Origin of the sequence: Paramesorhizobium endophyticum (assembly GCF_014640615.1) — a bacterium.
Lineage (GTDB): Bacteria > Pseudomonadota > Alphaproteobacteria > Rhizobiales > Rhizobiaceae > Paramesorhizobium > Paramesorhizobium endophyticum.
This window is the reverse complement of sequence record NZ_BMHH01000008.1, coordinates 1-25,780: the sequence shown is the minus strand read 5'-3', so window position 1 is coordinate 25,780 and position 25,780 is coordinate 1. Positions and strand designations below refer to the sequence as shown.

Sequence of the window (25,780 nt, the reverse complement as noted above, 5' to 3'; positions counted from 1 at the left end):
ATGCCGCAAGCTGTCCAATCCCCTGTCCACGCCGACGCTCCGGCGACCGGCGACGATGCCGTCGTCCAGGTTCGCGGCATTTCGAAGACCTATAATGACGTGGAGGCGCTGCGCAATATCGACCTGGAGTTCGCGCGCGGCAAGCTGACCACGCTTCTGGGACCGTCCGGATGCGGCAAGACCACGCTGCTCAAGATCATCGCGGGGCTGATACCGGCAAGTAGCGGCGAAGTCCGCGTCAATGGCCGGGTCGTGACCGGTCCTGGGCCAGAGCGCGCCTTCGTCTTCCAGGATTTCGCCTTGATGCCCTGGGCGACCGTGATGCGCAATGTCGCCTTCGGCCTTGAGCTACGCGGCGTCAACGCCGCCGAGCGCAAGCGGGTGGCGATGCAATATATCGAAAAGGTGGGGCTCACCGGGTTCGAGGATAAATATCCGCACGAACTATCAGGCGGCATGCGTCAGCGCGTCGGTATCGCCCGCGCCTTCGCGGTCAATGCCGACGTGCTGCTTCTCGACGAGCCGTTCTCGGCTGTCGACGAACAGAACCGCCGCAAGTTCCAGGAGGATCTGCTCCGGCTGGTCGATCTAGAGAAGAAGACCTTCATCTTCGTCACCCATTCGATCGAGGAGGCCGTCTATGTCTCGGACCGCATCGTGTTGCTGTCGCCGCGTCCCGGACGGATATCGCAAATAATCGATCCCGATATCGATCGAAGCGCCTCGCCGGATGACATTCGCCGCGCCCCAGCTTATCTCGACACCGTCGAGGAGATCTGGGACGGGCTCAGGCAATATGCGGATTGAGGTGGGGCAATGACACTGTTCGGATACCGCATCCCGATGATGGCTTCGCTCATCGTCTGGGCCCTGCTTTGGGAAATCGTCGGCCGGCTCGACCTGATCTTCCTGATCCCGCCGCTGAGCGGGATATTCGAGGCCGGGGTGCAACTGGTGCAGACCAGTTCATGGCAGGCCGCCTCGATCATCACGCTGCGCAGCTTTGCCCTCGGCATGGCGCTGGCCATCGGCATCGGCGTACCGCTCGGCATTCTCATGGGCCGCTTCAAGGCCGTTGATAATCTGATGGGCCTGTGGGTCAACATGTTCGTCAGCGCACCGCTGTCGGCGCTGGTGCCCGTGCTGATGATCCTCTTCGGCCTTGGCGAGACGACGGTCGTCGTCACCGTCTTCCTGTTCGCGGTGTGGATCATCGTCCTCGACGCACGGGCGGGCGTCATGCAGGTGCCGCAATCGCTCATCGAAATGGGCCGCAGCTACGGCGCGAACGGCTGGACGCTGTTCGTCAAGATCATCCTGCTTTCAGCCCTGCCGGAGATCCTGGCGGGGATCCGTATCGGGTTGATCCGCGGGGTCAAGGGTGTGGTCATCGGCCAGATCCTGGTATCGATCATCGGCTATGGCGAGCTGTTCGAGCTCTTTTCCCGCAGCTTTGAAATGGAAAGCTTCTGGGCCCTGACCATGATCCTTTTCGCGGCGGCAATGCTGCTGTCCGCGCTGATAGAGACCTTCGAAAAACGTCTCGAATATTACGCTGGAGAAAGATAATGAACGTGCATACTTCTGGACAAAAATACCTCTTTACGCCGTTGCCCATTCCAGCCTTGCCGGTCACAGGGAGCGACGCGGTGTTTCCAGTTCACCGCATCTATTGCGTCGGCCGTAATTTCGCCGATCACGCCATCGAAATGGGCCATGACCCCAATCGCGAGCCGCCGTTTTTCTTCCAGAAGAACCCGGATGCGCTGCTGCTTTCGGGCGAGGATTTTCCCTATCCGTCACAGACCAGCGACGTGCATCATGAAATTGAGCTGGTCGTGGCGTTGAACAAGGGCGGCATCGATATCCCCGTCGAAAAGGCGCTGGAGCATGTGTATGGCTATGGCGTCGGCCTGGACATGACCCGGCGCGATCTGCAAGGCGAGGCGAAGAAGATGGGCCGTCCATGGGAAACCGGCAAATCGTTCGAGGCGTCCGCACCTTGCTCGCCGCTGATCCCCGCTTCGAAAATCGGTCACCCGGACGCCGGGGCCATCTGGATCAAGGTGAACGACCAGATGCGCCAAAGCGGCGACCTTAACCAGATGATCTGGAAAGTGCCGGAAATGGTTTCCTATCTCTCGGGCCTCTTCGAGCTTCAGGCCGGCGACCTGATCTTCGCCGGCACGCCAGCCGGTGTAGGCGCGGTGGTGCGCGGCGACAGGATCGAGGGCGGTATCGACGGCGTCGGCGAGATCCACACCCGCGTCGTGTGATTTCCGCCGATTGGCCGGGTGTTGCTCCCCCTACAAGACAGCGATGCCCGGCCCGATCGATATCGGTTCAGCGGCTGCTTTGGCAGCCGTAAGTCATAGTTTGCCGACTTATCTTCATCATCCGCTGCCCCGCATGTTTGCCGGGCAGGGCGGATTCATGGGCCGCGTTTCATGTACAGCATTGCATTCCTGCTTCCCTTCGCTCTCGGCCTGGCGCTCGTCGGCTGCTTTTCAGGGTTTCTGGCCGGGCTTCTGGGCGTCGGCGGCGGCATCGTCGTGGTGCCGGTGCTTTACCATGTGCTGGCAGCTTTCGATGTGGATGTGGCGCTGCGCGCCCATATCGCGGTCGGAACGTCATTGGCGACGATCATTCCGACATCCATCCAGTCGATCAAGGCGCATTACGCCCGCGGCGCGGTGGACACCGCGCTACTGAAATGGTGGGCGTTTTTCGTGGCATCAGGTGTTCTCATCGGCGTCATCCTTGCCGGCATCTCGCCGGGCGCACTGCTCACCGCTGTGTTCGGGGTCGTCGCGGCGCTGGTTGCAATGCATATGCTGCTGACGCCCGAAGGCATGCACCTGATGAAAAGCCTTCCCGCCAAGCCGTTTCAGGGGCTGATGGCAACCATTATCGGGGGGATTTCCACCTTGATGGGTATCGGCGGCGGCACACTGACCGTTCCGACATTGAGCCTGTGCAATTATCCAGTGCGCCGCGCAGTCGGTACCGCTTCCGTCATTGGCCTGATCATCGCTCTGCCCGGCGCCATCGGCTTCGTGATAAACGGCTGGAACGCCAGCGGGCTTCCACCGTTCTCGTGGGGCTATGTCAACGGCGCCGGCTTCATCGCCATCGCTCTTACCAGCATGTTCTTTGCGCCGTTGGGCGCCAGAGCCGCCCATACGATTGATCCCCGATGGCTGCGCCGGCTTTTCGGCATTTTCCTCGCCATTACCTCAGTGAAGATGCTTTCCGATGTTTATCGGCATTGGTTCGCTTAGTTAGAGGGGGCGGAACATCATCCATTTATATGCGCGATTGCCGGTTTTGCTCTTACTCCAGCCCCAGCTTCTTCCTCAGTTCGGCATTCTCTTTGCGCAGACGTTCCGCAAGCAGGCTCTTCAGGCGTTTGTTTTCTTCTTCAAGCGCCAGCAGATCCTTTATTAGATCGTTGTTCTCTGAAACAAGCGCTGCTACAGGGGCTGCAGCAGGAGCCGCAGTCTTCTTCCATTGATAATACGTCTGTTCCGATATGCCAGCCTCTGTGGCCGCGCTCTTGATGCTCTGCCCGCCACCGACTGACTGTTCGATATCGCTGAGAATTTGGGTGCGTTCCTGTGGGGAATGGAGCTTTCGACGGCTTCGAACCGCAGCTATCGAAGATTCAGCCATCCGGGTTGCCTTCTTGCTCGCGGACGGCCTGGATTCCGCCTTTGCTTTAGACGACCGTGGGGCCATCCCCTTCGTCTCGGGCGCTTCTGCTTTGGCAGGCGCTTCAGAAGCGATCTGTTCTGCTTCGGTTTCCTGAGGGTGGGCCATATGGTGCTCCGCGAAAGATTTGTGTTTTGTTGCAGCATTAACGAGCGACATACTGGAGTCAACAAACGGATGACCCGGCAATTGGGCGAAGGGAGTCTCGTTTGCCGTCTCAGCGGCAAACGCAGACAGATCAACATCGGCCCAGATCGAACGAGTTTGCTTTTGAAGGCCGCGCTTTTTTTTGACTTCCACGATAAACGGTCGGGCCGGCTGCCTCATAAATTCTTCCCTGGGACACAAACGTCTGCATAGCAAGCCATTGCGTAATGCGGACTGTCCTCGCATTCAACTCTCGCATCGAGCTTTATCCCATATAATTGCCGCGGGGCAATCGCGTTGGATATTTTTCCCGTCACATCGGGCCGCCGTTTCGTTGCGATCTCGACGAAGCCACCGCTTTGCATGACAACGACGTGATCGCAAAGTCATGCCTTGCACCCAATGCGCGCAAATTCCTGCCGGAGCGCGTCGCTTCTCGCGGGAGAGGTTTATAGTATTGAGGAAATTATCCTTCGCTATGGTCCTTGCCACGAGGCTTTGATTGAGACGCTATTTCCTGGTCACACTGAAGCAAGCGCAACCAAACTTGGCAAACCGCAATATCGCCGGGAGTGAGGAGGCCTTTGCTGGCCGTCAATCCCGAAGTTGGCTTCCATAAAGGGAACGCAGCTCTGAGCCGGCTAGCCGACGAGCCGATGTGATAAACACATGCCAAGATATGACTGGTCCGGTCGGCTCGGTAGCGGACCGGCAAAAAAACGCTTGCACCTTTCGTTTAATTAGGTAACTTTCCTAATCAAACGAAAGGGAACGCATGCTTGTCGGAATAGATATCGGGGGAACAAAGACCCACTTGCTGGCAAACGAGAACCGCAAGCTGGTCGGCGAACGGATTCTTCCGACCGGCCAATGGCGTGGCCGCTTCGATGATGAGGCAGATGCGAGCGCACTCGTTAACCTGGTGACCGCCACGGCCGAAGGAAAACCTCCCACGGTGACGGTGATAGGCGCCCATGGCTGCGACAGCGACGAAGACCGGCTCGCACTGCAAATCAGGCTGGCGCGCCGCTTGCCCGGCAAAGTACTCGTTCTCAACGATTCAGAGCTGCTGCTGCCTGCAGCCGGAAAAACATCAGGCATATCGGTGATCAGCGGCACCGGCTCGATAGCTGTTTCCCGCGACGACCAGCGTCGGATGCTCGCCGCAGGCGGCTGGGGCTGGTATTTGGGCGATGACGGCAGCGCCAGCGGGATGGTGCGGGAAGCGGCTCGCGCCGTGCGCGCTTCAATCGATGAAGGCGACGGCCTCGAAGATCTCGGGGACGCGCTGATGCGAGCGCTGGCTGTGTCCTCGCCGATCGAGCTTGGCCGGGCTCTGGGCGAAATCGGCTCGGCTGCCGGCATAGGCCGGTTTGCGCCCTTGATCTTCTCAGCGGCCGACGCGGGCTCCGAGCTTGCCCGCAAGGTGATAGGCCATGCGGGGGGCGCGCTGGCCAGGCTTGCCGAACAACTCGTCCGGCGCGGCGCGCCAACCACTGATATCGTTACCGGCGGCGGTGTGATTTCCCGCCAGCGCGGGCTTTTCGAGGCGTTTCAGGCCGCCCTCGCTGAGCGCCTGCCGGGCGCATCCCTGACGTTGCTGCATGAGCCGCCGGTCCATGGAGCCATTCAGCTGGCGCGCATGCTGGATGCCGCGCAATTGCCGGAAAACTTGCCGATACCGCATGCCGATGGCCTGCTTATGGCGAACCACGATGGGAGGGCTGCATGACGCCGCAAAAGATCATCCCCGCGCGCAATTGGGGGCAGCGGTTCGCCGCCGCTCTGCTGGCCGCCCTTGTTGTCCTGCTGCTTTATATGGTCGGAACCAGCCGCCACATCACCTGGTCGGCGATCCCGCAATATCTTTTCGACGAGACCATCCTCGATGGCGTGCGTCTAACCATCATCTTCACGTTGCTGTCGATGATCATCAGCATCTTCGCTGGCGCGGTGCTGGCGACGATGCGGTTGTCGCCCAATGGCGTCCTTTCCGGATTAGCCAGCCTCTATATCTGGTTCTTTCGCGGCACGCCGCTTCTGGTGCAGATCATCTTCTGGTTCAACATCCAACTCTTCATTCCCAGCATCAATATCGGTGTGTTCCATATCGAGACCAACACAATTGTCACCGCCTTTGTCGCTGCGCTGCTTGCCTTGAGCCTTAACGAGGCAGCCTATATGGCGGAAATCATTCGCGGCGGTCTGCTGGCGGTCGACAAGGGCCAGCACGAGGCGGCAAAGGCGCTGGGCTACACACCGGTGCAGTCGATGCTGCGGGTCATCTTTCCGCAGGCGCTTCGGGTGATCATCCCGCCCATTGGCAATCAGACCATCTCGATGCTGAAGACGACGTCGCTTGTCTCCGTCGTGGCGGCGCAGGACCTCCTGACCCGGGCGCAGAACATCTATGCCAGGAACTTCCTGATCATCGAACTGCTGATCGTCGCCAGCATCTGGTACCTGGTGATGACCACCATTGCCTCCGCCGTCCAGATGGCAATCGAACAACGGCTTTCCAGGTCGACGCATGAGAGCCCCGGACTATGGCGGAATGCCTTGCGCCTGATGCGCGCCGAAGGGAGGAAAGGATGAACATTCCCGAAACTCCGCACCGCATTCCGCTTCTTCAGGCGATCGGCGTGCACAAATCCTTCGGCTCGCTCGACGTCCTGAAAGGCATCGACCTGACCGTCGACAAGGGCGAGGTGGTTTGCCTGCTTGGTCCTTCCGGCAGCGGAAAATCAACCTTTCTGCGGTGCATCAATCATCTGGAGCGCATGACCAGCGGTCGCATCCTCGTCGATGGCCAGCTCATCGGATATCACGGGCGCGGTGGCGCGCTGTATGAGATGAGCGGCAGGGAGCTTGCCGTGCAGCGCCGCGATATCGGTATGGTCTTCCAGCGCTTCAATCTCTTTGCCCATCACGATGTGATCACCAATATCGCGCAGGCTCCCATGCTCAATCGTGGTCAGCCACGTGAGGAGGCAATCGCACGAGCTCGCGAATTGCTGAAGATGGTGGATCTGGAGGGCCGCGGCGACGCTTATCCCTATCAGCTCTCAGGCGGGCAGCAGCAGCGCGTCGCTATCGCCCGCGCACTGGCCATGAGCCCGAAGCTCATGCTGTTCGACGAGCCGACCTCGGCGCTCGATCCCGAGCTTGTCGGAGAGGTGCTGAACGTCATGCGCAAACTCGCAGCCGGCGGAATGACGATGATTGTGGTGACACACGAGATCGCCTTTGCCCGCGACGTCGCTGACCGGGTTGTGTTCATGGATCAGGGCGTCGTCGTTGAGCAGGGCCCGGCGCGCCAGGTGCTCGACAACCCGGCACAGGAGAGAACCCGTTCGTTTCTGAGGCGGATGCACTGACATCTCCTCGGCATAAGGCCGCACGTCCTTCACGTGCTCAATAAAAGGGGAATGCCATGAAAGGGAAGAACACTTTGAAACTCATGCTCGCCGCCGCCGCGGCGTTGGTTTCGCTATCGGCTTCAGCCGCCGGTCTCGATCAAAAGCTGCATGACATGCTGCCCGAGAAGATCAAATCGGGGGGCGAAATCAAGGTCGGAACCGAGCCGCAGACGCCGCCATATAATTTCTATGGCGAGGACAACAAGACCATTATCGGCCTTGAAAAGGATTTGCGCAGCGAAATGGGCGTCCGCCTGGGCGTCAAGTTCATCGACATGCCGGCGCAGTTCGCCAGCATCATCCCCGGCATCCAGGCCGGGCGCTTCGACATGGGCATGTCGGCCTTCGGCGATTTCATCGAACGGGAGAAGATCGTCGATGTCGTCAATTACATGCTTGAAGGCACCAGCATCATCGTGCTGGACGGCAATCCGAAGGGCGTTCACAAGCTGAAGGATGCCTGCGGTCTGCGTGCCGGCGCGGTGCAGGGATCGATCCCACTGCAACTGCTCGACAAGCAGAAGACGCTGTGCCCGGCGGACAAACCCCTCACGGTCATGCAGTTTCCATCGAACGACCAGATCAAGATCGCGCTGCAGAGTGGACGCGTCGATCTGTCGATGGATACGACCGGTGTCGCCGCCTACTCCCTCCAGCACCAGCCGGAAGGCAGCAAGAAGCTGGAGCTGATCAGCGGCACCCAATATGCCGCCGGCTATCAGGCCATGCTGGTCGCCAAGGATAATCCGCAGCTTCGCGATGCGCTGGCCGCAACCATGCAGGCCATGATTGACGATGGCGCCTACGCCAAAATCTTCGACAAATGGGGCTTGAGCGAGAACAAGCTCGACAAGGTGACCATCAACGATGCCGCCCGCTTCGCCGATTACATGAAGCTCGACTGAGACCATCTGCCGTTAATCGGAATATAGTTCCGGTTAACGGCTTCCACAGCAAACGGAAGTGACCATGACCGACAGAATGCCATACCGCGAAGCTATCGCCATGCAACCCGCCGCCTTGAAAGCCTGCTTTGATGCAGTCTCGACGCGGCTCGAGACGCTGGATATCGAACCGATCAGGAGCGGTCCGGCGGTACTCGTCGGCATCGGCGCGAGCCTCTATGCCGCCGTCGCCGCCGCGGCGCAGATGCGTACGCAAGGGCTTCGTGCTTTCGCATTGCCGGGCACCGATCTCTATGATCCGTCGATCGACGCCGGTGGCGCCTATATTGCCCTCTCCGCTTCGGGGCGAAGCGAAGAACCTGCGCATGCCATGGAGTTGCGCCCGCATGCCCATTCCTATGGTATCGCCAAGGCGGACGGCACACCGCTATCGCGGGTTGTCAAGCATATGATCGCCACGAGCAGCGGCCCGGACAGCGGCCCGAACACCACAAGCTATCTGGGCTCGCTCCTGACTTCAGCCATGATCGCCGACAAGGCCGGCAGGCCGTCCGGCGCGCCGTGGGCGGATCTGCCTGCCCGTGCCGAAACGGTTCTGCACGATACGCGCGCGCAGGCGGACAAGGGGGCGCGCCTGCTGGCCGGCAAGAAATCCATCGACTGTGTCGGGGCTGGCGTCGCGCTCGGCACTGCCGGCTATGCGGCCCTTCTCATCCGGGAGGCGGCGCGGGTGCCGGCGCAGGATTGGGATACGCTCAATTTCCTGCATGGACCGATGGAGCCCAATGACAAGGACAGCGGCGTGCTCCTGTTCGGCAATGGCCGCGAGGTCAAGCTCGCGCAGGATCTCGCAGGCTTCGGCATTCCGTCTGTCCTGGTGACATCGCGCTCCGATGTGCTTGACGCCGATAATCTCGTCGTCATCCACGTCCCGGCTTTCTGCGAAGGCATCGGCGACGCGATCCTTCAGGCGATCCCGGTCCAACTCCTCATCGCCACCCTGTCGGAAGATGCCGGCCTGCCGGTCTGCGAGTTCCGCTATCGCCAGACCGACACCAAGCGGGACCGTTGACGGTTCAGCGGCTGGACAACAGGAAGGCCGGCTTGGCCTCTTCTCCAAGCAGCCTCGCCATCGCATAATCGATGGCGAGGCGTACGGCGCCCAGAACGGTCGCCTCGTTCGACAATTGACCGTTGACCACTTCGACCGGCCAGCACAATTGCTTCACCACCTCGCAGACGTGCGGCAACAGCAGCGGACTTTGTCCCACGCCGCCGCCCAGGACGATCAATTGAGGATCGAGAAAGCTGACGCAGGCGGCGACCAGATTGCCGACATCACGCGCATGCTGTTCGATAATGGCGCGCGCAGTTGCCGATACGTCAGCTCGTGCGAAGAGTTCATTGGCGCTTTGCGGCGGATTGCCCTCAACCGCCGGCCAGATCGCCGCAGCGCGCTTGAGCAGCGCCGCCGAGCCCATATAGGTTTCGACCTCCTGCCATTGCGGCTGTTCGCGTTGCGACCAGGGAAAGGGCAGGTGGCCGATCTCGCCCGCGCCGCCGGTAAAGCCCCGAAACAGCCGCCCATCCAGCACGATGCCGACACCGATCTTGACGCCGATCTGCATGTAGACAGCGAAGGAATGCTCTTTTGCCGCGCCCTCATGATATTCGGCCAGCGCCGCGCAATTGACGTTGTTCTCAAGCAATACCGGCGCACCGTAACGCGCTTGCAGGCGCTCAAGGATTGGCAGCAGCGTGTCACGTTCGTGCATGCGGTCGAGCGCTGGAGAGATGATGTTGGGCATGGCGATGGCGACCGATCGCAGCGGCATAGCCTGCGCATCGAACTCCCCGACAAGCCGCGCGACAACCTCTTCGAGCACTGGAAATCGCTGCCGGGGCTCTGACTCGGCGAGTGGCTGGGAGATTGTAGCAAGAGTCTCCCCATCGAGCCCGCGCGCAATCCCGCTGATATGCGTCGTCCCGCAATCGAGACCGACGACGAAGCCTGCCTTGGGGGCGAGACCATAGGTCACTGAGGTGCGCCCAACCGACCCACGGTTGATGCCGACCGGTGCGAGAAGATCATGCCGCTCCAGCTCGCTCACCGCAGCGGACATGGTGGGCTTAGAGAAATTCAGCGTAGCGCTCAACTGCGGGCGCGTCGCCGGGCCGTTATTCGCAATCAACCGCAGCACCGCACGGGAGCTTTCCGTCAGCGATGGAGCGTCGATAAACGGCGTTGGCCAAGAGGCGGTCAAGGGGCACCCCGGATTCGGTTATTCGTAAACCCTCCTTACCATTGACCGCCGTCTGAGAACAAGCAGCGGGCATTCAGGTCACCGGCTGCTCATGGTCCCGTAATCTGATCGCCACTTCACGGTTCCGCGCGAAACTGCAAAGGCTGCGGCAAAGCCAAGAGCAGCCAGTAGCGGCAAACAAGGCACATCGTCTACATCTTCCTTTTAATCTCCGCATGCACTGGATTTTGTTTGAAATTAATTCAATTTTTCATAAAAAACATTGAATAATACTTGTTTCATCGAGTAGTTTCTCTTTCGATCTCTCATGGAAGCTATAATGAAAATTTCCAATACCAATTCAAACCATCGGCAGGCCCCTGGGGCCAGGGCCATCATCGTGCTTTTCGCCTCCAGGCCGGCGGTGTTGGCCCGTTCCGTCGCAGGGCGGCTGGCCTGGAGTTCCTTCGCGGCCAGTCCGCCTGTTCCGCCACAAGCGGGACCATGGCTGTTCTTCACCGATGAGGAAGCGGCAACGGTTGAGGCCATCGTTGATCGCCTTATCCTCGCTGATGAGTTGGATATTGGCGGCAAGGAAGCGGGATGCGCGGTTTTCATCGATCGCCAGCTTGCCCGCATCGTCCCCAGCACGGAGCGACATGCTATGGAGGAACCCTTCACCGGGCGCTTGCCGCAATTCAATGCACAATCGGTCAATTCCCCGGCGCAGCGCTACCGGTCCGGTCTTGCCCGTCTCAATGAATATTGCCGCAGCACTTTTTGCGGGAAGACGTTTCCCGAGCTTGGATCCCGGCAGCAGGACAAGGTGCTGCAAGGACTTGAGCAAGGAGCCATCCATCTCGGCGCGCTGGATCCCAAGGCCTTCTTCGCACTTGTCCTGCAAGACACGATGGAAGGGTTTCTTGCTGATCCTGTCTATGGCGAAACCAGCAGCCAGCGTTGGAAAAAGGCCAGTTTCGCCCGTACACGCTACGCTCCAGCCAACATCACGGGCCGTAGCGACTGCGCCGGGAAAGCCTAAGCCATGGCGACGAAGCTTCCCCGCAAGGATGTGGTCATCGTCGGACTGGGCTGGACCGGTTCGATCCTCGCCAACGAACTGACGGACGAGGGGCTCGATGTGGTCGCTATCGAGCGCGGCCCCTGGCGCGATACCGCGAGCGACTTTAATCCGGGCTACATTCAGGATGAATTGCGCTACGCGATCAGAAAGGATCTTTTCTTAAGACCCGCACAGAGCACGCTGACGTTTCGCAACAATACCAATCAGGAGGCGCTGCCGATCCGCGAATTTGGATCCTTCCTGCCGGGCAATGGCGTCGGCGGCGCGGGCGTACATTGGAGCGGGCTAACCTGGCGGTTCCTGCCCAGTGATTTTCGCTGCCGCAGTCATCTTGTTGAACGTTATGGTGCAAAATTCATCGGGGAAGAGTTGGCGATTCAGGACTGGGGCGTCACCTATGAGGAGATGGAGCCTTATTACGACAAGTTCGAATACCTTGCCGGTATTTCCGGCACGGCCGGCAATATCAACGGTACGCTTCAGCAGGGCGGCAATCCGTTCGAAGGGTCGCGAACTCGGGGATACCCGCTGCCGTCGCTCGATATGAACTATGGCGCAACTTTATTCGCGGAAGGCGCGCGCGAGGCGGGCTATCATCCTTTTCCCTTACCGGCGGCTACCATCTCGCAAAGCTATACCAATCCGCTCGGCGTGGTTATGGGCGCGTGCACCTATTGCGGCTTTTGCGACCGTCACGGCTGCGCCAATTACAGCAAGGCGAGTGCACAAACGACCATTCTGCCGGTCCTGATGCGCAAATCCAATTTTGAGTGCCGCGTGAATTCCGAAGTGGTTAGAATCAATCTAGACAGGTCGGGAAAGCGCGCTACCGGCGTTACCTATGTCGATGCGCAAGGACAGGAATGGGAGCAGCCGGGTGATATCGTGCTCGTTTGCGCCTTTATCCTCTTCAACGTACATCTGCTGCTCGTGTCCGGAATCGGCAAAGCGTACGACCCGAAAACAGCAACGGGCACGGTCGGGCGCAACTATGCCTATCAGACCTATGCCGGGGTTGAAATGTTCTTTGATAACAAGAACTTCAATCCATTCATCTCGACCGGGGCAATGGGGCAGGGTATCGACAATTTCAATGGCGACAGCTTTGATCATTCCGGCCTCGATTTCGTCGGCGGCGCGGGAATCATGTACAATATGACCAACGGGCGTCCGATCTCGACGCGGCCAACACCGCCGGGAACGCCGCGCTGGGGTTCTACATGGAAAAAAGCCACCACTGATAATTATTTAAGCAATCTCTATCTCAACGCGCAGGGCTCAAGCTATGCCACGCGCGGCAATTATCTCGACCTTGATCCTACCTATAAGGACCGCCTGGGCCGACCGCTCCTGCGCATGACGTTCGATTTTCCCGACAATGACATCCGCATGATCAACTATGTGGCTGATAAAGCGGCGGGGATCGCGAAAGCCATGAACCCGCGTCAGATCGTGCCGCACTATCTCAAAAAGCCATACAGTGTCGTGCCTTATCAGAGCACGCACAATACCGGCGGCGCGATCATGGGCAGCGATCCGGCAACAAGCGTTGTCAACAAATATCTGCAAAGCTGGGACGTGCCGAATGTCTTCGTCGTCGGTGCTTCCGCCTTTCCGCAGAATGCTGGCTATAACCCGACCGGAACCGTCGGCGCGCTGGCATTTAAGGCGGCGGATGCCATCCGCACCCGCTATCTCAAGAACGAAGGGCCGCTGGTGCCGGCATAACGATATTTTACCCGCAGCTAGACAGTACGCTTCGCATTCAGGTCGCGGCACAATATTCGCAAGCTTGCATTGCGAAGCGGCCCCGTGCCAGAAATCCACGATTTCGATATGCGCCACGGAGAGAAGCATCATGACCGCACGGTTCACCGAAACGCTTAGGCAAGCCAGCGAGCCGAATTGGACATGGGCGGTCGAGCATCGCTTCGTCAAACAGCTTTGCACAGGAACCATCCCCGACGAGGTGATGGCCGCATATCTGGTGCAAGACCATCGTTTCCTGGATAGTTTCCTGACGCTGATCGGCGCGGCGATCGCCACCGCCGATACGTTCACGGCGCGCCTTCGCTTCGGTCGCTTCGCCGGCATGGTATCGAATGAGGAGAACACCTATTTCCTGCGCGCATTCAAGGCGCTGGGAGTGACGGATGGGCAGCGTACAGACATTCCGGATACCAAGCCCACCAAAGGCTTCCAGAACATCATGCGCGAAGCTGCGGAAACCCGCTCTTACGTTGCTATACTTTCTGTCCTGAACGTCGCCGAATGGCTTTATCTCGATTGGGCTTCCCGAGCTCCAAAGCCATTGCCGAAGAATTTTGTTCATGCCGAATGGATTACACTGCATGACAATTCCGATTTCCGTGACTTCGTGGCCTTCTTGCGCGAGGAACTTGATCGGATCGGACCCGCTCAGGCTGATCTAAGCCGAGATTTCTTCCTGCGGGCGGTGGCGCTTGAACTTGCCTTTTTCAACGCCGCCTTTGTGACCGAGGGGTGACCGGGTATTGCAGCATTAACCGCGATTGCCACCGCAATATTGGCAAGCAAGGCGAACAGTCCAATATCGACCGTGAAAGAAGCTTCGCCGCTTCCGATCAGTTGAAGCGGCTTCAGGTCGTTAATCCAAGCCTGACGCTATCGCGGGGACTGGCTTCAAACTTCTACAGTCAACAAGCGTCGGTCACCGTCAAAACCTGCCCCTGTCCAGACCCTCAAAAGGAAATCGTCTTCGCCATCGCGCACAAAAAGTTCGATGGCGAAATTGCCAGGACAGATGGTTCTGTGGATCGCCTTAACTGGCAGACCTTTACTTCTGCCGCCGCGATGAGACGCGCTGGAAAATAACGGGCTTAATTGGATACATGGCATATCGCTGAAAACACGCCGAAGGACCCTGGGGGGACCGGCTTCACGACTTTCAGGCGGGATGAGCACTCGAACGGCTGGCCGGACCATAGCATTTCAGTCGCCGCCGGTGACGTTCAGCACATAGCCCTTCGCCGCGCGCTTGGCGGCGTATCCGCTGGGCATTGATTATCCCGTGAGGCCGGTTACAGTTCTCGATGTGGGATGAAAAAGGAGAAAGGGAACATCATGATTTTCAACAGACGATTTATCACGATTGGCGCGGCGGTCGGCACGCTTGCTCTAGGCATCGGCCTGGCAGTTGCGCAGACACCTACTTTCTTTCGGATCGGCACAGGCGGAACGGCCGGCACCTATTATCCGATCGGCGGCCTGATCGCCAACGCAATCTCCGGCAACGCCGACAAAGGTGTGCCCAATCTCGTCGCCACAGCAGTCGCATCCAACGGTTCGGTCGCCAATATCAACGCCATCCAGAGCGGAACGATGGAATCGGGCTTTACACAGTCCGACGTCGCCTATTGGGCCTATAGCGGCACCGGCCTCTATGACGGCAAGGGAAAGGTCGAGGATCTTCGCCTGATCGCCACGCTCTACCCGGAGACCATCCATCTGGTCGCCCGCAAGGATGCTGGTATCAAGTCGGTGGCCGATCTGAAGGGCAAGCGCGTCTCAATCGACGAGCCCGGCTCGGGCACTATCGTCGACGCCCGCATCGTATTGGCCGCCTACGGCCTCAGCGAATCGGACATCCAGGCGGAGCACTTGAAGCCGGGACCTGCAGGGGACCGGCTGCGCGATGGTGGCCTTGATGCCTATTTCTTCGTGGGCGGCTATCCGACCGGGGCGATTTCGGAGCTTGCTACGTCCAGCGGTATCTCGCTGGTGCCGATCGAGGGACCCGAAGTCGACAAGATGATCGGCAAATACAGCTTCTTTTCCAAGGATACCGTTCCCGCCGGCACCTATGCCGGTGTTGACGCGACCCCAACCATTTCCGTTGCCGCGCAGTGGGTGACCAGCGCCAAGCAGTCCGACGACCTTGTTTACAACATTACCAAGGTTCTGTGGAACGATGCCACGCGAACGGCCCTTGATGCTGGCCATGCCAAGGGCAAGATGATCACCTTGCAGAACGCCACCACCAGCCTGGGCATTCCGCTACATCCGGGTGCCGAACGCTTCTACAAGGAAGCCGGTGTGCTGAAATAGCTTCCAGGAACTTCGTCCGCAGGTGCGGCGGCCGGCATCGCTGGCCGCCGCCTTGCGTTTGACAATAATTTTGTGGGGAGTAGACGACGATGACGCCAAATGGCGAGGGAAAAGTGTCCGCTATGGAGTTGGACGAGGTCAAGGCGAGGGCACTGGAAGAACAGTTCGATGCCGAAATCCGCTTTCGTCCGCTGGCACCCGTTGCCGCCAAGCTGGTTGGCGGACTGCTGATCCTGCTGTCCCTGTTCCATTACTATACTGCCGGGTTCGGATTGCTGCCGGAAATGCTGCAACGCGGCATTCACCTTTCCTTTGTCATGGGATTGATCTTCCTGGTCTTTCCGGTCAATCGTGCCGGCTATGCCGAGCCTTCTGCATCCGGATTGCTGCGACCCCTGGGCATTTCCCTTATCGACTGGGCCCTTGCAGTGGGAGCAATCATCGCGGTCATGCATGTGCCGCTTATCCCGCTGGACGATCTCGCTTTCCGGGTCGGCAATCCAACCTCCACGGACGTCGTGCTCGGCGGCCTGCTGGTGGTGGTCCTCTTGGAAGCCACGCGCCGTTCGGTAGGCTGGCCCTTGCCGATCATTGCCGTCCTGTTCATGGTCTACGCGCTTTATGGGCCATCCATGCCGGGAATTCTCGTGCATCCGGGCGCCTCCGTTTCGCAGTTGATCAACCATCTCTATTTGACCAGTCAGGGCATTTATGGCATCGCGCTTGGTGTCGTCGCTACCTATGTTTTCCATTTCGTGCTTTTCGGGGTCTTTGCCACCCGCATCGGCCTCGGGCAGCTGTTTCTTGACTGCGCCGCCTGGGTCGCCGGGCGCTATGCGGGTGGCCCGGCCAAGATCTCGATCTTCGGCTCGGCTCTGTTCGGGATGATTTCCGGTTCGTCGGTAGCCAATACGGTGACCGTCGGCTCGCTGACCATTCCGGCGATGATCCGACTTGGCTACAAGCGCACCTTTGCCGCGGCAGTTGAGTCCGCATCCTCGACCGGCGGCCAGATCACGCCGCCGATCATGGGGGCGGCGGCCTTTTTGATGATCGAGTTCCTCAACCTGCCCTATACCACGATCATTCTGGCGGCGGTTGTGCCGGCCTTCATGCATTTTTTCGGCGTGCTGGTTCAGGTGCATTTCGAAGCCAAGCGGGAAGGTCTGCGCGGGATGACGAAAGAGGAAATGCCGGACCTCAAAGAAGCCTTCAAGCGCGATTGGCCGACCGTCATTCCGCTGGTCGTCTTGATCGGCATTCTGCTTTCCGGCTACACGCCCTACCTTGCCGCATTCTGGGGTATTACGCTGTGCATCGCCGTCGGTCTGCTGAACCCGAAACGCCGGATGTCGGTGGTCGAAGTTCTCGAAGGTCTACGCGACGGCGCCAAATACGCCCTTGCCGTCGGCGCCGCCGCCGCCACTGTCGGCATCATCGTCGGGGTCGTGACGCTTACCGGGGTTGGCTTCAAAATCTCCTATATCGTTACCACGACCGCTGCGGAGATGGCCACATGGGCGGGCACGATCATCCCCGCCACATGGTTCGGTCCATCGACCCTTACGCTGCTGTTCACGCTGATCATGACCGGGATCGTCTGCATTCTGATGGGCTGCGGCATTCCGACCACGGCCAACTACATCATCATGGCCACCATCGCCGCCCCGACGCTGGGCATGCTCGGCGTGGAGCCGATCGTCGCGCACTTCTTCGTATTCTATTATGGCGTCTTGGCCGACATCACCCCACCGGTGGCGCTGGCCGCCTATGCGGCGGCGGGAATGGCCGGGGCGGATCCATTCAAAACCGGCAATACCGCCTTCCGCCTGGGGCTTGGCAAGGTGCTGGTGCCCTTCGTCTTCGTGTTTTCGCCCTCGTTGCTCCTGGTAACCGCCGACTTTACCTGGACCAAATTCGCCGTCGCCTTTACCGGTTGTGTACTCGGAATCTTCTGCCTCGGCTCCTCGCTGTCAGGCTTTCTTCTGGTCAGAACCATGATCTGGGAAAAGCTTCTGCTGATCGCGGCAGCGATCTTGTTCGTCGTGCCAGAGCTCGTTTCGTCGCTGGTGGGGCTTTTAATCACCGTCCCCGTACTGGCCAACCAGTGGATAGCCCGGCAGCGCGAGTTGGGCGCAGTTGCAGTAGAGCAATGAACCAACGATTGGCGAATACCACTTACGATAAGCGATGAGAGATGCGGTCGTGCAACAATGCTAAGGGTACGACCGATCTCGATCAGCCGCGTAGAGTTTGCCAAGCAAGATGGGCGTCAGGTACATCGGCACCTGATAGCAGGCGATGAACAGCAATAGCGGTTCCATTGCTGCGACCGGAAGGGCGGCTAGGAACAGCATGGCGTTGCGGTTGCCGGCAACGATCGCATAAGCGACGGCCTTCGCTGGCTCACGCACGCGCACGACGCTGAAGGCCAGCACCTGCAGGCCGAAATTCACCGCGAAGGCGGCAAGCAGGTTCATGACGAGCGCCCCCGGGCGGCTGGTGAAAGCCGGGCCTATTGCTGACGTCAGGCCGATCACCGCGATTGCCATCATCAGCGCGGAAAAGCCGTCAATGGCAGTAATCGTGCGCGCATCCGGCCGCGGTAAAAGGAAATGCCGGATAGCGAATGCCAGGGCCGCTGCAACGCCAATCAGGCAAACGAGCTTGACGGAGGCAAAGATGACGGCGCCGGCCGTGCCGAATGCCGGCCACAACGCGAATGCCGGCAGGACGGTCAGTGGCAGAAGCGCGGTGCCGGTAATCAGCAAACGCAGGGCGGGTGCCGGATCGTTTCCCGTCAGCAGCGTGAGATTGGGGCTGCCGGAAATCGGCGAGGCCGCGGTTACCAGCACCGCGCCGGTTGCCAATGGCCCGCTAAGGCCGAGGAAAAGGAAGGCCAGGGCCAGGCCGCAAGGCAGCAGCAGCTGGTAAAGCGCCACCATGCCGAGAGAGACACGGATGTCGCCAAGGCGACCGAAGGCCTGGGCAGGACCGATCCGCAGCGCTGCCGCGAACAGCATGATTGCCACGATTTCAGGAATCATTGGCTGTAGCAGGGCGGCAAGTGCGGGAAATGCAATCCCCACGACCAGCCCGCCCACCAGCACGTAACGGCCATGGCGGGCGAGAAAATGCAGAAAATGATGAAGCAGGCTCACAGCGTGCCTCGCAAGATCAGCGTCAGCGCGGCAGCCGCTGAAACGGCCAACAGCGCAACACGGAACCGCTTGTCGAAATGGGCACCGAGATAGCGAGCCACGACCGTTCCCAGCAACATCGGCGGCACCATCACGGCAGCCAGCGCTGCGTCCTTCAGACCGGCCCAGCCGCTGACATAGAGTCCGCCCAGCGACAGGATGCAGCCGATTGCAAAGAAGGCAGCCAGCGTCGGGCGTGCCTGACGGGCGGAGCGTCCCTGATAGATGAGCGCCAGCGGCGGGGCGCCGACCGACGTTATGGTGCCCATCAATCCAGAAACGCCCGACATTGCCAGCAGCGTGGCAGGGTTGAAAGCGAACTGCCAACCGATCAACGACAGAAGCACCGCCGCGGCAATCATCAGTCCAAACAGCAGCATGAACGTATGGCGGTCGGGCAGCGCCGTGAGCACTAGGGTCGCGGCGATTACCCCACAGAGCCGCCCGACAACTCCGAGGCTGACTTCGTTCCAGGCAATGGCATCGCGCTCGCGCCATGCCCCCCAAATTGCGGTGAGCATGCCGAGAAACAACGCCGGTGCCGGCACCAGCGCCGGGTCGATCAGCGCCAGCAGCGGCGCGGCCGTCAGCCCGAAACCCATGCCGAGTCCGGCCTGAACGATGGCGGCAACCATGACGATGGCAAATACAGCCACCATCAGCATCGGCGAGGAAAAGAGATCGGGGATCAACGGCCAGCTCCTAGCCCGCCGGCCCCTGCCGCATGTGTTCCGGCAGCCAGGTGGCGAGATCAGGAAACGCGATCAGGATGAAGACCATCAACACCATGATGAGGAACATTGGAAAAGCTGCCCGGGCAATGAAGTTCATTTCATGCCCGGTCATACCCTGTAACACGAACAGGTTGAAGCCGATTGGCGGGGTGATCTGCGCCATTTCAACGACGACGACGATGAAGATGCCGAACCAGATGAGATCGATACCGGCCTGGCGGATCATCGGCTCGACCACAGCGATGGTGAGAACGACTGCGGAAATGCCATCGAGAATGCAGCCGATAACGATGTAAAACACCAGAAGGGCCATCAGGAGTTCGAAGCGGCTCAGTTCCATCGAGGCGATCCATTCGGCCAGCGCCCGCGGCAAGCCGGTAAAACCCATCGACAAAGACAAGAAAGAGGCGCCGGCGAGAATCAGCGCGATCATCGCTGAGGTCCGCGTGGCGCCCATCAGGCTTTCCATCAGCGTTTTTCGGTTCAATGAGCCTTGCGCCGCGGCCAGCAGCAGCGAGCCGATGACACCGAAGGCGGCAGCCTCGGTCGCTGTGGCAACGCCTAGATACATCGAGCCGATGACCACCAGGATCAGGGACATCACCGGCAGAAGGAAGCGCGAATTGACCAGTTTTTGCCTGAGGCTCATCGCCGGTTCGGGATCAGGATGATAGCCCTTCGAGAGTTTCGCCATGATCGCGACGTAGCCCATGAACAGGGCAGCTAGCACCAGGCCGGGCACGATACCTGCGATGAAGAGCTTCGTAATCGATTCATTGATCGTGACGCCGTAGACGATCAGCGTCAGTGACGGCGGGATCATCAGCCCGAGGGTCGCGGCCCCCGCCAGGGTGCCGATCACCATCTTTTCGGGATAATTGCGGCGCCGGAGCTCAGGGATCGACATCTTGCCGACGGTTGTCAATGTCGCCGCTGAGGAACCGGAGACGGCGGCAAAGACGGTGCAACCGACGACATTGGTGTGCAGGAGGCCGCCCGGCAGCTTCGCCATCCACGGCGAAAGCCCCTTGAACATGTCTTCTGACAGGCGGGTGCGAAAAAGGATTTCGCCCATCCAGATGAACAGCGGCAACGCAGTCAGCGACCAGGAAGAGGAAGAACGCCAGATGATCGTCATCATCGCGTCGCCGACCGGACGATTGGTGAATAGCTCCATCCCGAACCAGGCAACGCCCAGCAGCGCCAGGCCTACCCAGACGCCAGTGCCGAGCAGAAGGAAGAGAACGAAGAGGAAAATGGCGACTGGGGCGAGTTCTGCAATCATGATGGTGCCCCTATTCGCCGTGGCTTTGTTCAGCCAGGTCGGTTGCGATATTATCCCTGCCGGTCATGATGAGCGTAAGAAGATTGTCGGCAAAGCAGATGGCCAGCAGGATGGCACCGGCCGCCATTGGCGATTGCACGATCCACATCATGCTTTCATCCTGGCCCTGGCTGATATCACCGAGCTTGCGCGACCAGTAGACCAGCTTGACTGCATACCAGGCGACATAGGTCGAGGCGGCGGTGGCTACCGTCAGGCACCAGAGCTCACCCCAGAACTTGTACCGGCCCAAGGCAGTCAGGAGCAGGTTGACGCGGATATGAGCGCCGTGATTAAGGGCGTGGGCAAAGGCGAGGAACGATGCCGAGGCCATCAGATAGCCGGCATATTCGGCACTGCCTGGAAAGGTCAGGCTCGACCAGCGTGCCACCATCTGCGCGACGATGACCAGCAGAATGGCGACCAGGCACAAGGCAGAAACGACGCCAGCTGCATTATAAAGGCGATCGAGAACCAGGCGCACCGGGTTCTTGCGAGTTGATCCGTACATGGTGGCCCCTTGAGCAGAGAAAGGTAAGCCCGGCAGAGGACCCGCCGGGCATTGTCTTGCCCAAGGGTTACTTCGCCTTGTAGGCGTCGATGATCGCCTTGCCGTCGGCCCCGGCCTTGGCCAGCCACTCGTCCGTCATCGTCGCGCCATAACCGTGGAGGTCGTTCTTCAACTGTGCGGTGGGATCGCTAACCGTCATGCCGTTTTCGGCGAACGTCTTGAGGTATTGGGCCGTAAGTTTCCTGGACGTGGCTTCCCCGGCCTCCGCCGCCTTGGCGCCGCAATCCATCAACGCCTTCTTGGAGGCGTCGTCGAGTCCGTCATATGCCCCTTTATTGACGAAGACGACATTGCGCGGCAACCAGGCCTGGACGTCGTAGAAATATTTCAGGCTATCCCAGACCTTGGAATCCACGCCTGTCGAGCCTGAGGAGACGAAACTGTCGGCAATTCCGGTCGCCAGCGCCTGGCTGAGTTCGGCTGCCTCGATCTGCACCGGCACCATACCGGCAAGCTCGGCGATACGGGCGGTCGCCGCATTATAGGCGCGGAATTTCACACCCTTGAGGTCGGCGGCCGAAGCGACTGGCTTTTTTGTAAAGAGCCCCTGTGGCGCCCACGGAACGGCATAGACATAGATCAGGTTCTGGGCTTCGAGCGCGGCGCTGACCTTCTCGCGTGCCGCCGACCAGAGCTTGTTGGAAGCGTCGAAGGAACTGGCAAGGAAAGGAATGGAATCGACGGCAAACAGCGGGTTTTCATTGGCATGCGCCGAAAGCAGGCGTTCGCCGATCGGTGCCTGCCCGGTCTGTACCGCCCGCTTGATGTCGTTGCCGGCAAATAGCGAGCCGTTGGCATGGGTGACGATCTCGAGACCGCCCTTGGTGCTGTCGGCTACGCATTTGGTGAAGGCTACGGCCGTTTCGGTGTGAAAATTGGTGGCCGGGTAGGCAACCGGCATATCCCACTTTTCGGCGAAGGCCGATGTAGCCAATGTCAGGCTGCATGCGGTGCCGGCAAGAACCGAAGTCATTTTTTTCATTTGTAAAATTCCCCTTTTTTGTTCGTGGCATTATTGAAATCGGATTGGCGCATATGGTGCAAGGTCGAGTTTTGTTTTCTGTCCGCAGATCATCTGCGCGAGTAGCCGACCGGTCTTGGGTCCGCCGGTCAAGCCGATATGATGATGGCCGAAGCCGAGCCAGGCGCCGGAAATCGTCGGTACCGCACCAATTACGGGAATTGAATCCGCTGGTGCCGGCCTATGCCCCATCCATTCCCGGGTGCCTTTCCAGGTAAGAGTTGGCATCGCAGCCTTGATATTGCGCATCAGAAGGTCGAACGGGGGGCGCGAAGCGGGCGCATTGAGTCCGCCGAATTCAACAATGCCAGCCAGACGTATGCGGCTCTCCATCGGCGTCACCACAAATTTTCCGGCTGCCATCATCACCGGCGAACGGGGCATGATATTGGGTTCCAGCAATTCGATGTGATAACCGCGTTCGCTTTCGAGAGGCACGTCAAGTCCGAGCATTCGCGCAAGCGGTTTCGACCAGGCACCGGTGGCGATCACTACATCGTCGCAGATCAGCGTCTCGCCACCGAGGCGAACGCCGCTGACCTTGCCTTGCGCGTGGACAACATCGCTGACGTCGCCCTTTCGGAAGGTGGCGCCGCCTGCCTGCGCATGGGCGGCGAGCGCTTTCACATAGGCACCTGGATCCGAGATCAACCCATGCCCACCAAGCCGCGCGCCGAAGCCGAGCATCGGCGAAAAGCTCGGATCATAGTCCTGGAGCGCGCTCCCTTCCAGTTCCTCCCAGGCAATGCCATGGGCCTTGCGGATGCCCCAGCCGAAGGCATCTTGCGCGAAATGGGCGCGGTCGCTGTAGACGAAGACGTAATCCGAGGGGATCAGGTATCGTTGCGCGCCCGTTCCGACCGAAAGCGCCTGATGGTCGGAAAGGCTGTCTCCAACAATGCCGTGAATAGCCATGGCAATGCGTTCGACATCCTTCGCATTGCAATGACTGAGATAACGAACCAGCCAAGGCGCCAGCTTCGGCAGATAGGGCCAGCGCAGGAACAATGGCTGGCTACGGTCGAACAACATGCGCGGCGCCTTGCGCATAAGACCCGGAACCGTTACCGGCACGATCGAGCAGGAGGCCAGAACGCCCCCATTGCCGTAGCTTGTGCGTTCGGCGACTCCCAGCCGATCGATAAGCGTCACCCGATGGCCGGCGCGTTGCAGCCAGACGGCGGTCGAGACACCGACTATTCCTGCTCCAACGATCACGACATGTCTGGGTTCGGCTATTGCCATCAGGCAACCCACTCGCTGACCGGTGCGGCAGCTTCGTGCAGCGGCTGGGCAATGATATCGACGAGCGTCGGGCCGTCATACGCAATGGCCTCTCTGAGCACCGGGATCAACATCTCGGGGTCCTCCACCCGAAACGACTTGACGCCGAAGGCACTAGCGACTGCGGCATGGTCCGTGCGGTTGAAGTCGACATTGTAGAACCGCTTTCCGAAGCCAGTATTCTGGCCGGCCTTGATCCAGCCATAGGTGGCGTTGGAAAAGACGATCGCGGTGATAGGCATCTTTTCACGAACGATGGTTTCGAATTCGCCGCAGCAAAAGCCGAAAGAGCCGTCGCCCATGACGGCAACCGTCTTTACGTCTGGACGACCGACATGGGCGCCCATCGAGGCGGCAAGCGCATAGCCGAGCGCCCCATGGGCGCGGTTGGTGATAAAGTTGCGCCCGGATTTGCGCCAACGATAATGGGCGGAGAAATATGGACAAGGCGTACCGGGGTCGGCGACGATGATCGCATCGTCGCCGAGCAGAGAACTGAGTGCCGCGATCACCCTTTCCGGCCTGATCGGGCGATCAGTGGATGAGGCCAACGGCGAGAAGGCGGCAAGTTTCAGGTCCCAGGCGCGTTTGGCGCGCGCAGCGCCGCTCTGGGAAATGGCGACGTCACGGCTTTCCAGCTCCTCGCAGAGGGCAGCCAGCGCCAGCCTGGCGTCGGCGCAGATGGCCACTTCCGTCTGATAATTGGCGCTGATGACCAGCGGGTCGCTGTCGATATGGACGATCCGGGTGTGCTTCTTGGGCGATTGCCACCGTTCGGTGGTGACCGAGCCTGCCCGGCAGCCGATGAAAAGCACGAGATCGGCCTCATCGACGACGGCACGCGTGGAGGGCACTCCGCCATTGGAGCCGACGACGCCGACTGCGAGGGGATCGATCTCGGCTATCGACCCTTGGCCGGAGACGGTGGTGGCCACCGGAAGGTCCAGAAGGCGTGCCAGACGCAGCAGTTCGGCCTCGGCGCCCGCGATCACCGGACCGCCGCCGCAGATCGCAACCGCCGATTTCGCCGACAGCAGGGCGTCGGCGGCATCGCGGATGGCTTTCGGATCGGGTGCGGAGCGCTCCGTCGGATAGACGCAATGGTGGTGGTCGGCCCAGATTTCGGTGGGGTCGGACGGGCCCTTCTGCGTATCGAACGGAAAGGCGATATGGGCCGAACCGGGCCTGCCGGTGGTCATCGCCCGAAAGGCTGCGCGCACCATGGCCGGCAGTCTTGCGGGATCATCGATCGAGGCGTTCCATTTGGTCAGCGGTCGCATCAGCCCCACCTGGTTCAGTTCGGTCAGCGGATAGCGTCCGCGCGAATTCGTGGAGATATCGCTTGTAATGGCCAGGATCGGGATCGAGCTCTCGTTGGCCTCGACCAGGCCAGGCAGGATATAGGTAGCGCCACCTCCGGAAGGCCCTTCGCAGACGCCCGGTTTTCCGGTGACCCGGGCATAGCCATCGGCCATGTAGCCGGCATGGCGCTCGTCGCGGGTCAAAATGTGGGTAATGCCGTGGTCGACGGTCGCCAGGGCATCGTAGAAGGGCAAGGTCGTATCGCCACATAGGCCGAACATGTGGGTGACCCCATGAGCTTCAAGCATGCGCACCATCGCTTCGGCGGCTGTCAGCGTGTTGGGGCGGCTTTGGTCTGTCATTGAAGGAGCAGTCCTTTGCAAATTGGTTACTGGAAATTCTGAATGCGGCGCTGTATACAGAACTGCATGTTGAATATCACCGCTGCCTATGTCAAGAAGCCAGACCAATTTATCCGAGGAGCAGGAATGAGCGAGGGACGGGTCGAGGCTCTATACGCGCAACTGAAGGAAATGACGGTGAACTTCCGCCTTCGTCCGGGCGAGCGTCTTAACGAAGTGATGCTGGCGCGTGAGCTGGATGCCAGCCGCACACCGCTGCGCGAAGCGCTGAATCGGCTGGTTGCCGAACAACTGATCGACTTTCAGCCGGGCAAGGGATTTTTCTGGTGCGCCAGGCGAAGCTGGCGCGTTCCAGCCGGTGAAAGTCCGGCCCGGGTAAGGGGTAGC

The 25,780-nt window shown here is 59.9% G+C and carries 25 protein-coding genes; 16 read left to right on the top strand and 9 right to left on the bottom strand.

The genetic code is table 11. The features are described 5' to 3' along the window. The 4 genes from IEX53_RS11335 to IEX53_RS11320 all read left to right on the top strand — a co-directional run bounded on the left by IEX53_RS11335 (position 1) and on the right by IEX53_RS11320 (position 3,281). A complete protein-coding gene (locus IEX53_RS11335; protein ID WP_188824284.1) occupies positions 1-807 on the top strand; it encodes an ABC transporter ATP-binding protein in 807 nt (268 codons plus the stop codon). Between the two features lie 9 nt (positions 808-816). Further along, a complete protein-coding gene (locus IEX53_RS11330) occupies positions 817-1,569 on the top strand; it encodes an ABC transporter permease (RefSeq protein ID WP_188824283.1) in 753 nt (250 codons plus the stop codon). Beyond that, positions 1,569-2,276 (top strand): fumarylacetoacetate hydrolase family protein, encoded by a 708-nt coding sequence (locus IEX53_RS11325; protein WP_188824282.1) that lies wholly within the window; start codon positions 1,569-1,571, stop codon positions 2,274-2,276. Before IEX53_RS11330 ends, IEX53_RS11325 begins: the two co-directional genes overlap by 1 nt. A 171-nt stretch (positions 2,277-2,447) precedes the next feature. Beyond that, positions 2,448-3,281, top strand: a complete 834-nt coding sequence (locus tag IEX53_RS11320) for a sulfite exporter TauE/SafE family protein (protein WP_188824281.1) — start codon at positions 2,448-2,450, stop codon at positions 3,279-3,281. Positions 3,282-3,333: 52 nt separating this feature from the next. Here IEX53_RS11320 and IEX53_RS11315 read toward each other — a convergent pair whose 3' ends face one another. Further along, positions 3,334-4,038, bottom strand: coding sequence for a transposase (locus IEX53_RS11315; RefSeq protein ID WP_236016148.1), 705 nt, complete (start codon positions 4,036-4,038; stop codon positions 3,334-3,336). A gap of 595 nt (positions 4,039-4,633) precedes the next feature. Here IEX53_RS11315 and IEX53_RS11310 point away from each other — a divergent pair. The 5 genes from IEX53_RS11310 to IEX53_RS11290 all read left to right on the top strand — a co-directional run bounded on the left by IEX53_RS11310 (position 4,634) and on the right by IEX53_RS11290 (position 9,254). Continuing rightward, positions 4,634-5,590: a BadF/BadG/BcrA/BcrD ATPase family protein gene (locus tag IEX53_RS11310; RefSeq protein ID WP_188824280.1), complete on the top strand. Its 957-nt coding sequence runs from the start codon at positions 4,634-4,636 to the stop codon at positions 5,588-5,590. Beyond that, positions 5,587-6,453 carry an amino acid ABC transporter permease gene (locus IEX53_RS11305; protein ID WP_188824279.1) on the top strand — a complete coding sequence of 289 codons (867 nt, stop codon included), beginning with the start codon at positions 5,587-5,589 and terminating at the stop codon, positions 6,451-6,453. The genes IEX53_RS11310 and IEX53_RS11305 overlap by 4 nt, the downstream gene beginning before the upstream one ends. Continuing rightward, complete coding sequence (locus IEX53_RS11300; protein WP_188824278.1) at positions 6,450-7,235, top strand: amino acid ABC transporter ATP-binding protein; 786 nt, start codon at positions 6,450-6,452, stop codon at positions 7,233-7,235. Before IEX53_RS11305 ends, IEX53_RS11300 begins: the two co-directional genes overlap by 4 nt. 56 nt (positions 7,236-7,291) lie before the next feature. Continuing rightward, positions 7,292-8,182, top strand: coding sequence for an ABC transporter substrate-binding protein (locus IEX53_RS11295; protein WP_236016147.1), 891 nt, complete (start codon positions 7,292-7,294; stop codon positions 8,180-8,182). 64 nt (positions 8,183-8,246) lie between these two features. Further along, entirely contained in the window at positions 8,247-9,254 is a 1,008-nt protein-coding gene (locus tag IEX53_RS11290) for an SIS domain-containing protein (protein ID WP_188824277.1), read from the top strand. A gap of 4 nt (positions 9,255-9,258) precedes the next feature. On the opposite strand, the gene IEX53_RS11285 is transcribed toward IEX53_RS11290, so the two are convergent. Beyond that, a complete protein-coding gene (locus tag IEX53_RS11285; protein ID WP_188824276.1) occupies positions 9,259-10,446 on the bottom strand; it encodes an ROK family transcriptional regulator in 1,188 nt (395 codons plus the stop codon). Positions 10,447-10,765: 319 nt separating this feature from the next. Here IEX53_RS11285 and IEX53_RS11280 point away from each other — a divergent pair, with 319 nt between their 5' ends. The 6 genes from IEX53_RS11280 (at position 10,766) to IEX53_RS11255 (ending at position 17,751) form a co-directional block, all read left to right on the top strand. Further along, a complete protein-coding gene (locus tag IEX53_RS11280; RefSeq protein WP_188824275.1) occupies positions 10,766-11,467 on the top strand; it encodes a gluconate 2-dehydrogenase subunit 3 family protein in 702 nt (233 codons plus the stop codon). 3 nt (positions 11,468-11,470) lie between these two features. Then, entirely contained in the window at positions 11,471-13,237 is a 1,767-nt protein-coding gene (locus IEX53_RS11275; protein WP_188824274.1) for a GMC family oxidoreductase, read from the top strand. 130 nt (positions 13,238-13,367) lie between these two features. Further along, on the top strand, positions 13,368-14,015 hold the full coding sequence (locus IEX53_RS11270; protein ID WP_188824273.1) for a TenA family protein: 648 nt from the start codon (positions 13,368-13,370) through the stop codon (positions 14,013-14,015). After that, positions 14,012-14,362 (top strand): hypothetical protein, encoded by a 351-nt coding sequence (locus IEX53_RS11265; RefSeq protein ID WP_188824460.1) that lies wholly within the window; start codon positions 14,012-14,014, stop codon positions 14,360-14,362. The genes IEX53_RS11270 and IEX53_RS11265 overlap by 4 nt, the downstream gene beginning before the upstream one ends. A gap of 249 nt (positions 14,363-14,611) precedes the next feature. Further along, complete coding sequence (locus IEX53_RS11260) at positions 14,612-15,595, top strand: TAXI family TRAP transporter solute-binding subunit (protein WP_188824272.1); 984 nt, start codon at positions 14,612-14,614, stop codon at positions 15,593-15,595. A gap of 89 nt (positions 15,596-15,684) precedes the next feature. Beyond that, positions 15,685-17,751 (top strand): TRAP transporter permease, encoded by a 2,067-nt coding sequence (locus IEX53_RS11255; protein WP_188824271.1) that lies wholly within the window; start codon positions 15,685-15,687, stop codon positions 17,749-17,751. A gap of 60 nt (positions 17,752-17,811) precedes the next feature. Here IEX53_RS11255 and IEX53_RS11250 read toward each other — a convergent pair whose 3' ends face one another. From IEX53_RS11250 to IEX53_RS11220, 7 genes are all read right to left on the bottom strand, one after another. Then, complete coding sequence (locus IEX53_RS11250) at positions 17,812-18,756, bottom strand: hypothetical protein (protein ID WP_236016146.1); 945 nt, start codon at positions 18,754-18,756, stop codon at positions 17,812-17,814. Further along, a complete protein-coding gene (locus tag IEX53_RS11245) occupies positions 18,753-19,487 on the bottom strand; it encodes a sulfite exporter TauE/SafE family protein (RefSeq protein ID WP_188824270.1) in 735 nt (244 codons plus the stop codon). Before IEX53_RS11245 ends, IEX53_RS11250 begins: the two co-directional genes overlap by 4 nt. 10 nt (positions 19,488-19,497) lie before the next feature. Further along, positions 19,498-20,814 (bottom strand): TRAP transporter large permease, encoded by a 1,317-nt coding sequence (locus IEX53_RS11240; RefSeq protein WP_210311640.1) that lies wholly within the window; start codon positions 20,812-20,814, stop codon positions 19,498-19,500. 10 nt (positions 20,815-20,824) lie between these two features. Then, positions 20,825-21,364 (bottom strand): TRAP transporter small permease, encoded by a 540-nt coding sequence (locus IEX53_RS11235; RefSeq protein WP_188824269.1) that lies wholly within the window; start codon positions 21,362-21,364, stop codon positions 20,825-20,827. A gap of 67 nt (positions 21,365-21,431) precedes the next feature. Continuing rightward, positions 21,432-22,406 (bottom strand): TRAP transporter substrate-binding protein, encoded by a 975-nt coding sequence (locus IEX53_RS11230; RefSeq protein WP_188824268.1) that lies wholly within the window; start codon positions 22,404-22,406, stop codon positions 21,432-21,434. Between the two features lie 30 nt (positions 22,407-22,436). Continuing rightward, complete coding sequence (locus tag IEX53_RS11225) at positions 22,437-23,690, bottom strand: NAD(P)/FAD-dependent oxidoreductase (RefSeq protein ID WP_188824267.1); 1,254 nt, start codon at positions 23,688-23,690, stop codon at positions 22,437-22,439. Then, positions 23,690-25,393 (bottom strand): thiamine pyrophosphate-binding protein, encoded by a 1,704-nt coding sequence (locus tag IEX53_RS11220; RefSeq protein WP_188824266.1) that lies wholly within the window; start codon positions 25,391-25,393, stop codon positions 23,690-23,692. The genes IEX53_RS11225 and IEX53_RS11220 overlap by 1 nt, the downstream gene beginning before the upstream one ends. Before the next feature lie 66 nt (positions 25,394-25,459). On the opposite strand from IEX53_RS11220, the gene IEX53_RS11215 reads away from it, so the two are divergent. Beyond that, on the top strand, positions 25,460-25,780 hold a 321-nt coding region (locus tag IEX53_RS11215; protein ID WP_210311639.1), incomplete at its 3' end, for a GntR family transcriptional regulator.

What these genes read in the sequence shown, in the direction of transcription:
- IEX53_RS11310 (WP_188824280.1), top strand. Translation starts at nt 4,634, where the DNA reads ATGCTTGTCGGAATAGATATCGGGGGAACAAAGACCCACTTGCTGGCA.
- IEX53_RS11295 (WP_236016147.1), top strand. Translation starts at nt 7,292, where the DNA reads ATGAAAGGGAAGAACACTTTGAAACTCATGCTCGCCGCCGCCGCGGCG.
- IEX53_RS11280 (WP_188824275.1), top strand. Translation starts at nt 10,766, where the DNA reads ATGAAAATTTCCAATACCAATTCAAACCATCGGCAGGCCCCTGGGGCC.
- IEX53_RS11275 (WP_188824274.1), top strand. Translation starts at nt 11,471, where the DNA reads ATGGCGACGAAGCTTCCCCGCAAGGATGTGGTCATCGTCGGACTGGGC.
- IEX53_RS11300 (WP_188824278.1), top strand. Translation starts at nt 6,450, where the DNA reads ATGAACATTCCCGAAACTCCGCACCGCATTCCGCTTCTTCAGGCGATC.
- IEX53_RS11320 (WP_188824281.1), top strand. Translation starts at nt 2,448, where the DNA reads ATGTACAGCATTGCATTCCTGCTTCCCTTCGCTCTCGGCCTGGCGCTC.
- IEX53_RS11330 (WP_188824283.1), top strand. Translation starts at nt 817, where the DNA reads ATGACACTGTTCGGATACCGCATCCCGATGATGGCTTCGCTCATCGTC.
- IEX53_RS11335 (WP_188824284.1), top strand. Translation starts at nt 1, where the DNA reads ATGCCGCAAGCTGTCCAATCCCCTGTCCACGCCGACGCTCCGGCGACC.
- IEX53_RS11225 (WP_188824267.1), bottom strand. Translation starts at nt 23,690, where the DNA reads ATGGCAATAGCCGAACCCAGACATGTCGTGATCGTTGGAGCAGGAATA.
- IEX53_RS11270 (WP_188824273.1), top strand. Translation starts at nt 13,368, where the DNA reads ATGACCGCACGGTTCACCGAAACGCTTAGGCAAGCCAGCGAGCCGAAT.
- IEX53_RS11220 (WP_188824266.1), bottom strand. Translation starts at nt 25,393, where the DNA reads ATGACAGACCAAAGCCGCCCCAACACGCTGACAGCCGCCGAAGCGATG.
- IEX53_RS11315 (WP_236016148.1), bottom strand. Translation starts at nt 4,038, where the DNA reads ATGAGGCAGCCGGCCCGACCGTTTATCGTGGAAGTCAAAAAAAAGCGC.
- IEX53_RS11305 (WP_188824279.1), top strand. Translation starts at nt 5,587, where the DNA reads ATGACGCCGCAAAAGATCATCCCCGCGCGCAATTGGGGGCAGCGGTTC.
- IEX53_RS11260 (WP_188824272.1), top strand. Translation starts at nt 14,612, where the DNA reads ATGATTTTCAACAGACGATTTATCACGATTGGCGCGGCGGTCGGCACG.
- IEX53_RS11240 (WP_210311640.1), bottom strand. Translation starts at nt 20,814, where the DNA reads ATGATTGCAGAACTCGCCCCAGTCGCCATTTTCCTCTTCGTTCTCTTC.
- IEX53_RS11290 (WP_188824277.1), top strand. Translation starts at nt 8,247, where the DNA reads ATGACCGACAGAATGCCATACCGCGAAGCTATCGCCATGCAACCCGCC.
- IEX53_RS11255 (WP_188824271.1), top strand. Translation starts at nt 15,685, where the DNA reads ATGACGCCAAATGGCGAGGGAAAAGTGTCCGCTATGGAGTTGGACGAG.
- IEX53_RS11230 (WP_188824268.1), bottom strand. Translation starts at nt 22,406, where the DNA reads ATGAAAAAAATGACTTCGGTTCTTGCCGGCACCGCATGCAGCCTGACA.
- IEX53_RS11235 (WP_188824269.1), bottom strand. Translation starts at nt 21,364, where the DNA reads ATGTACGGATCAACTCGCAAGAACCCGGTGCGCCTGGTTCTCGATCGC.
- IEX53_RS11325 (WP_188824282.1), top strand. Translation starts at nt 1,569, where the DNA reads ATGAACGTGCATACTTCTGGACAAAAATACCTCTTTACGCCGTTGCCC.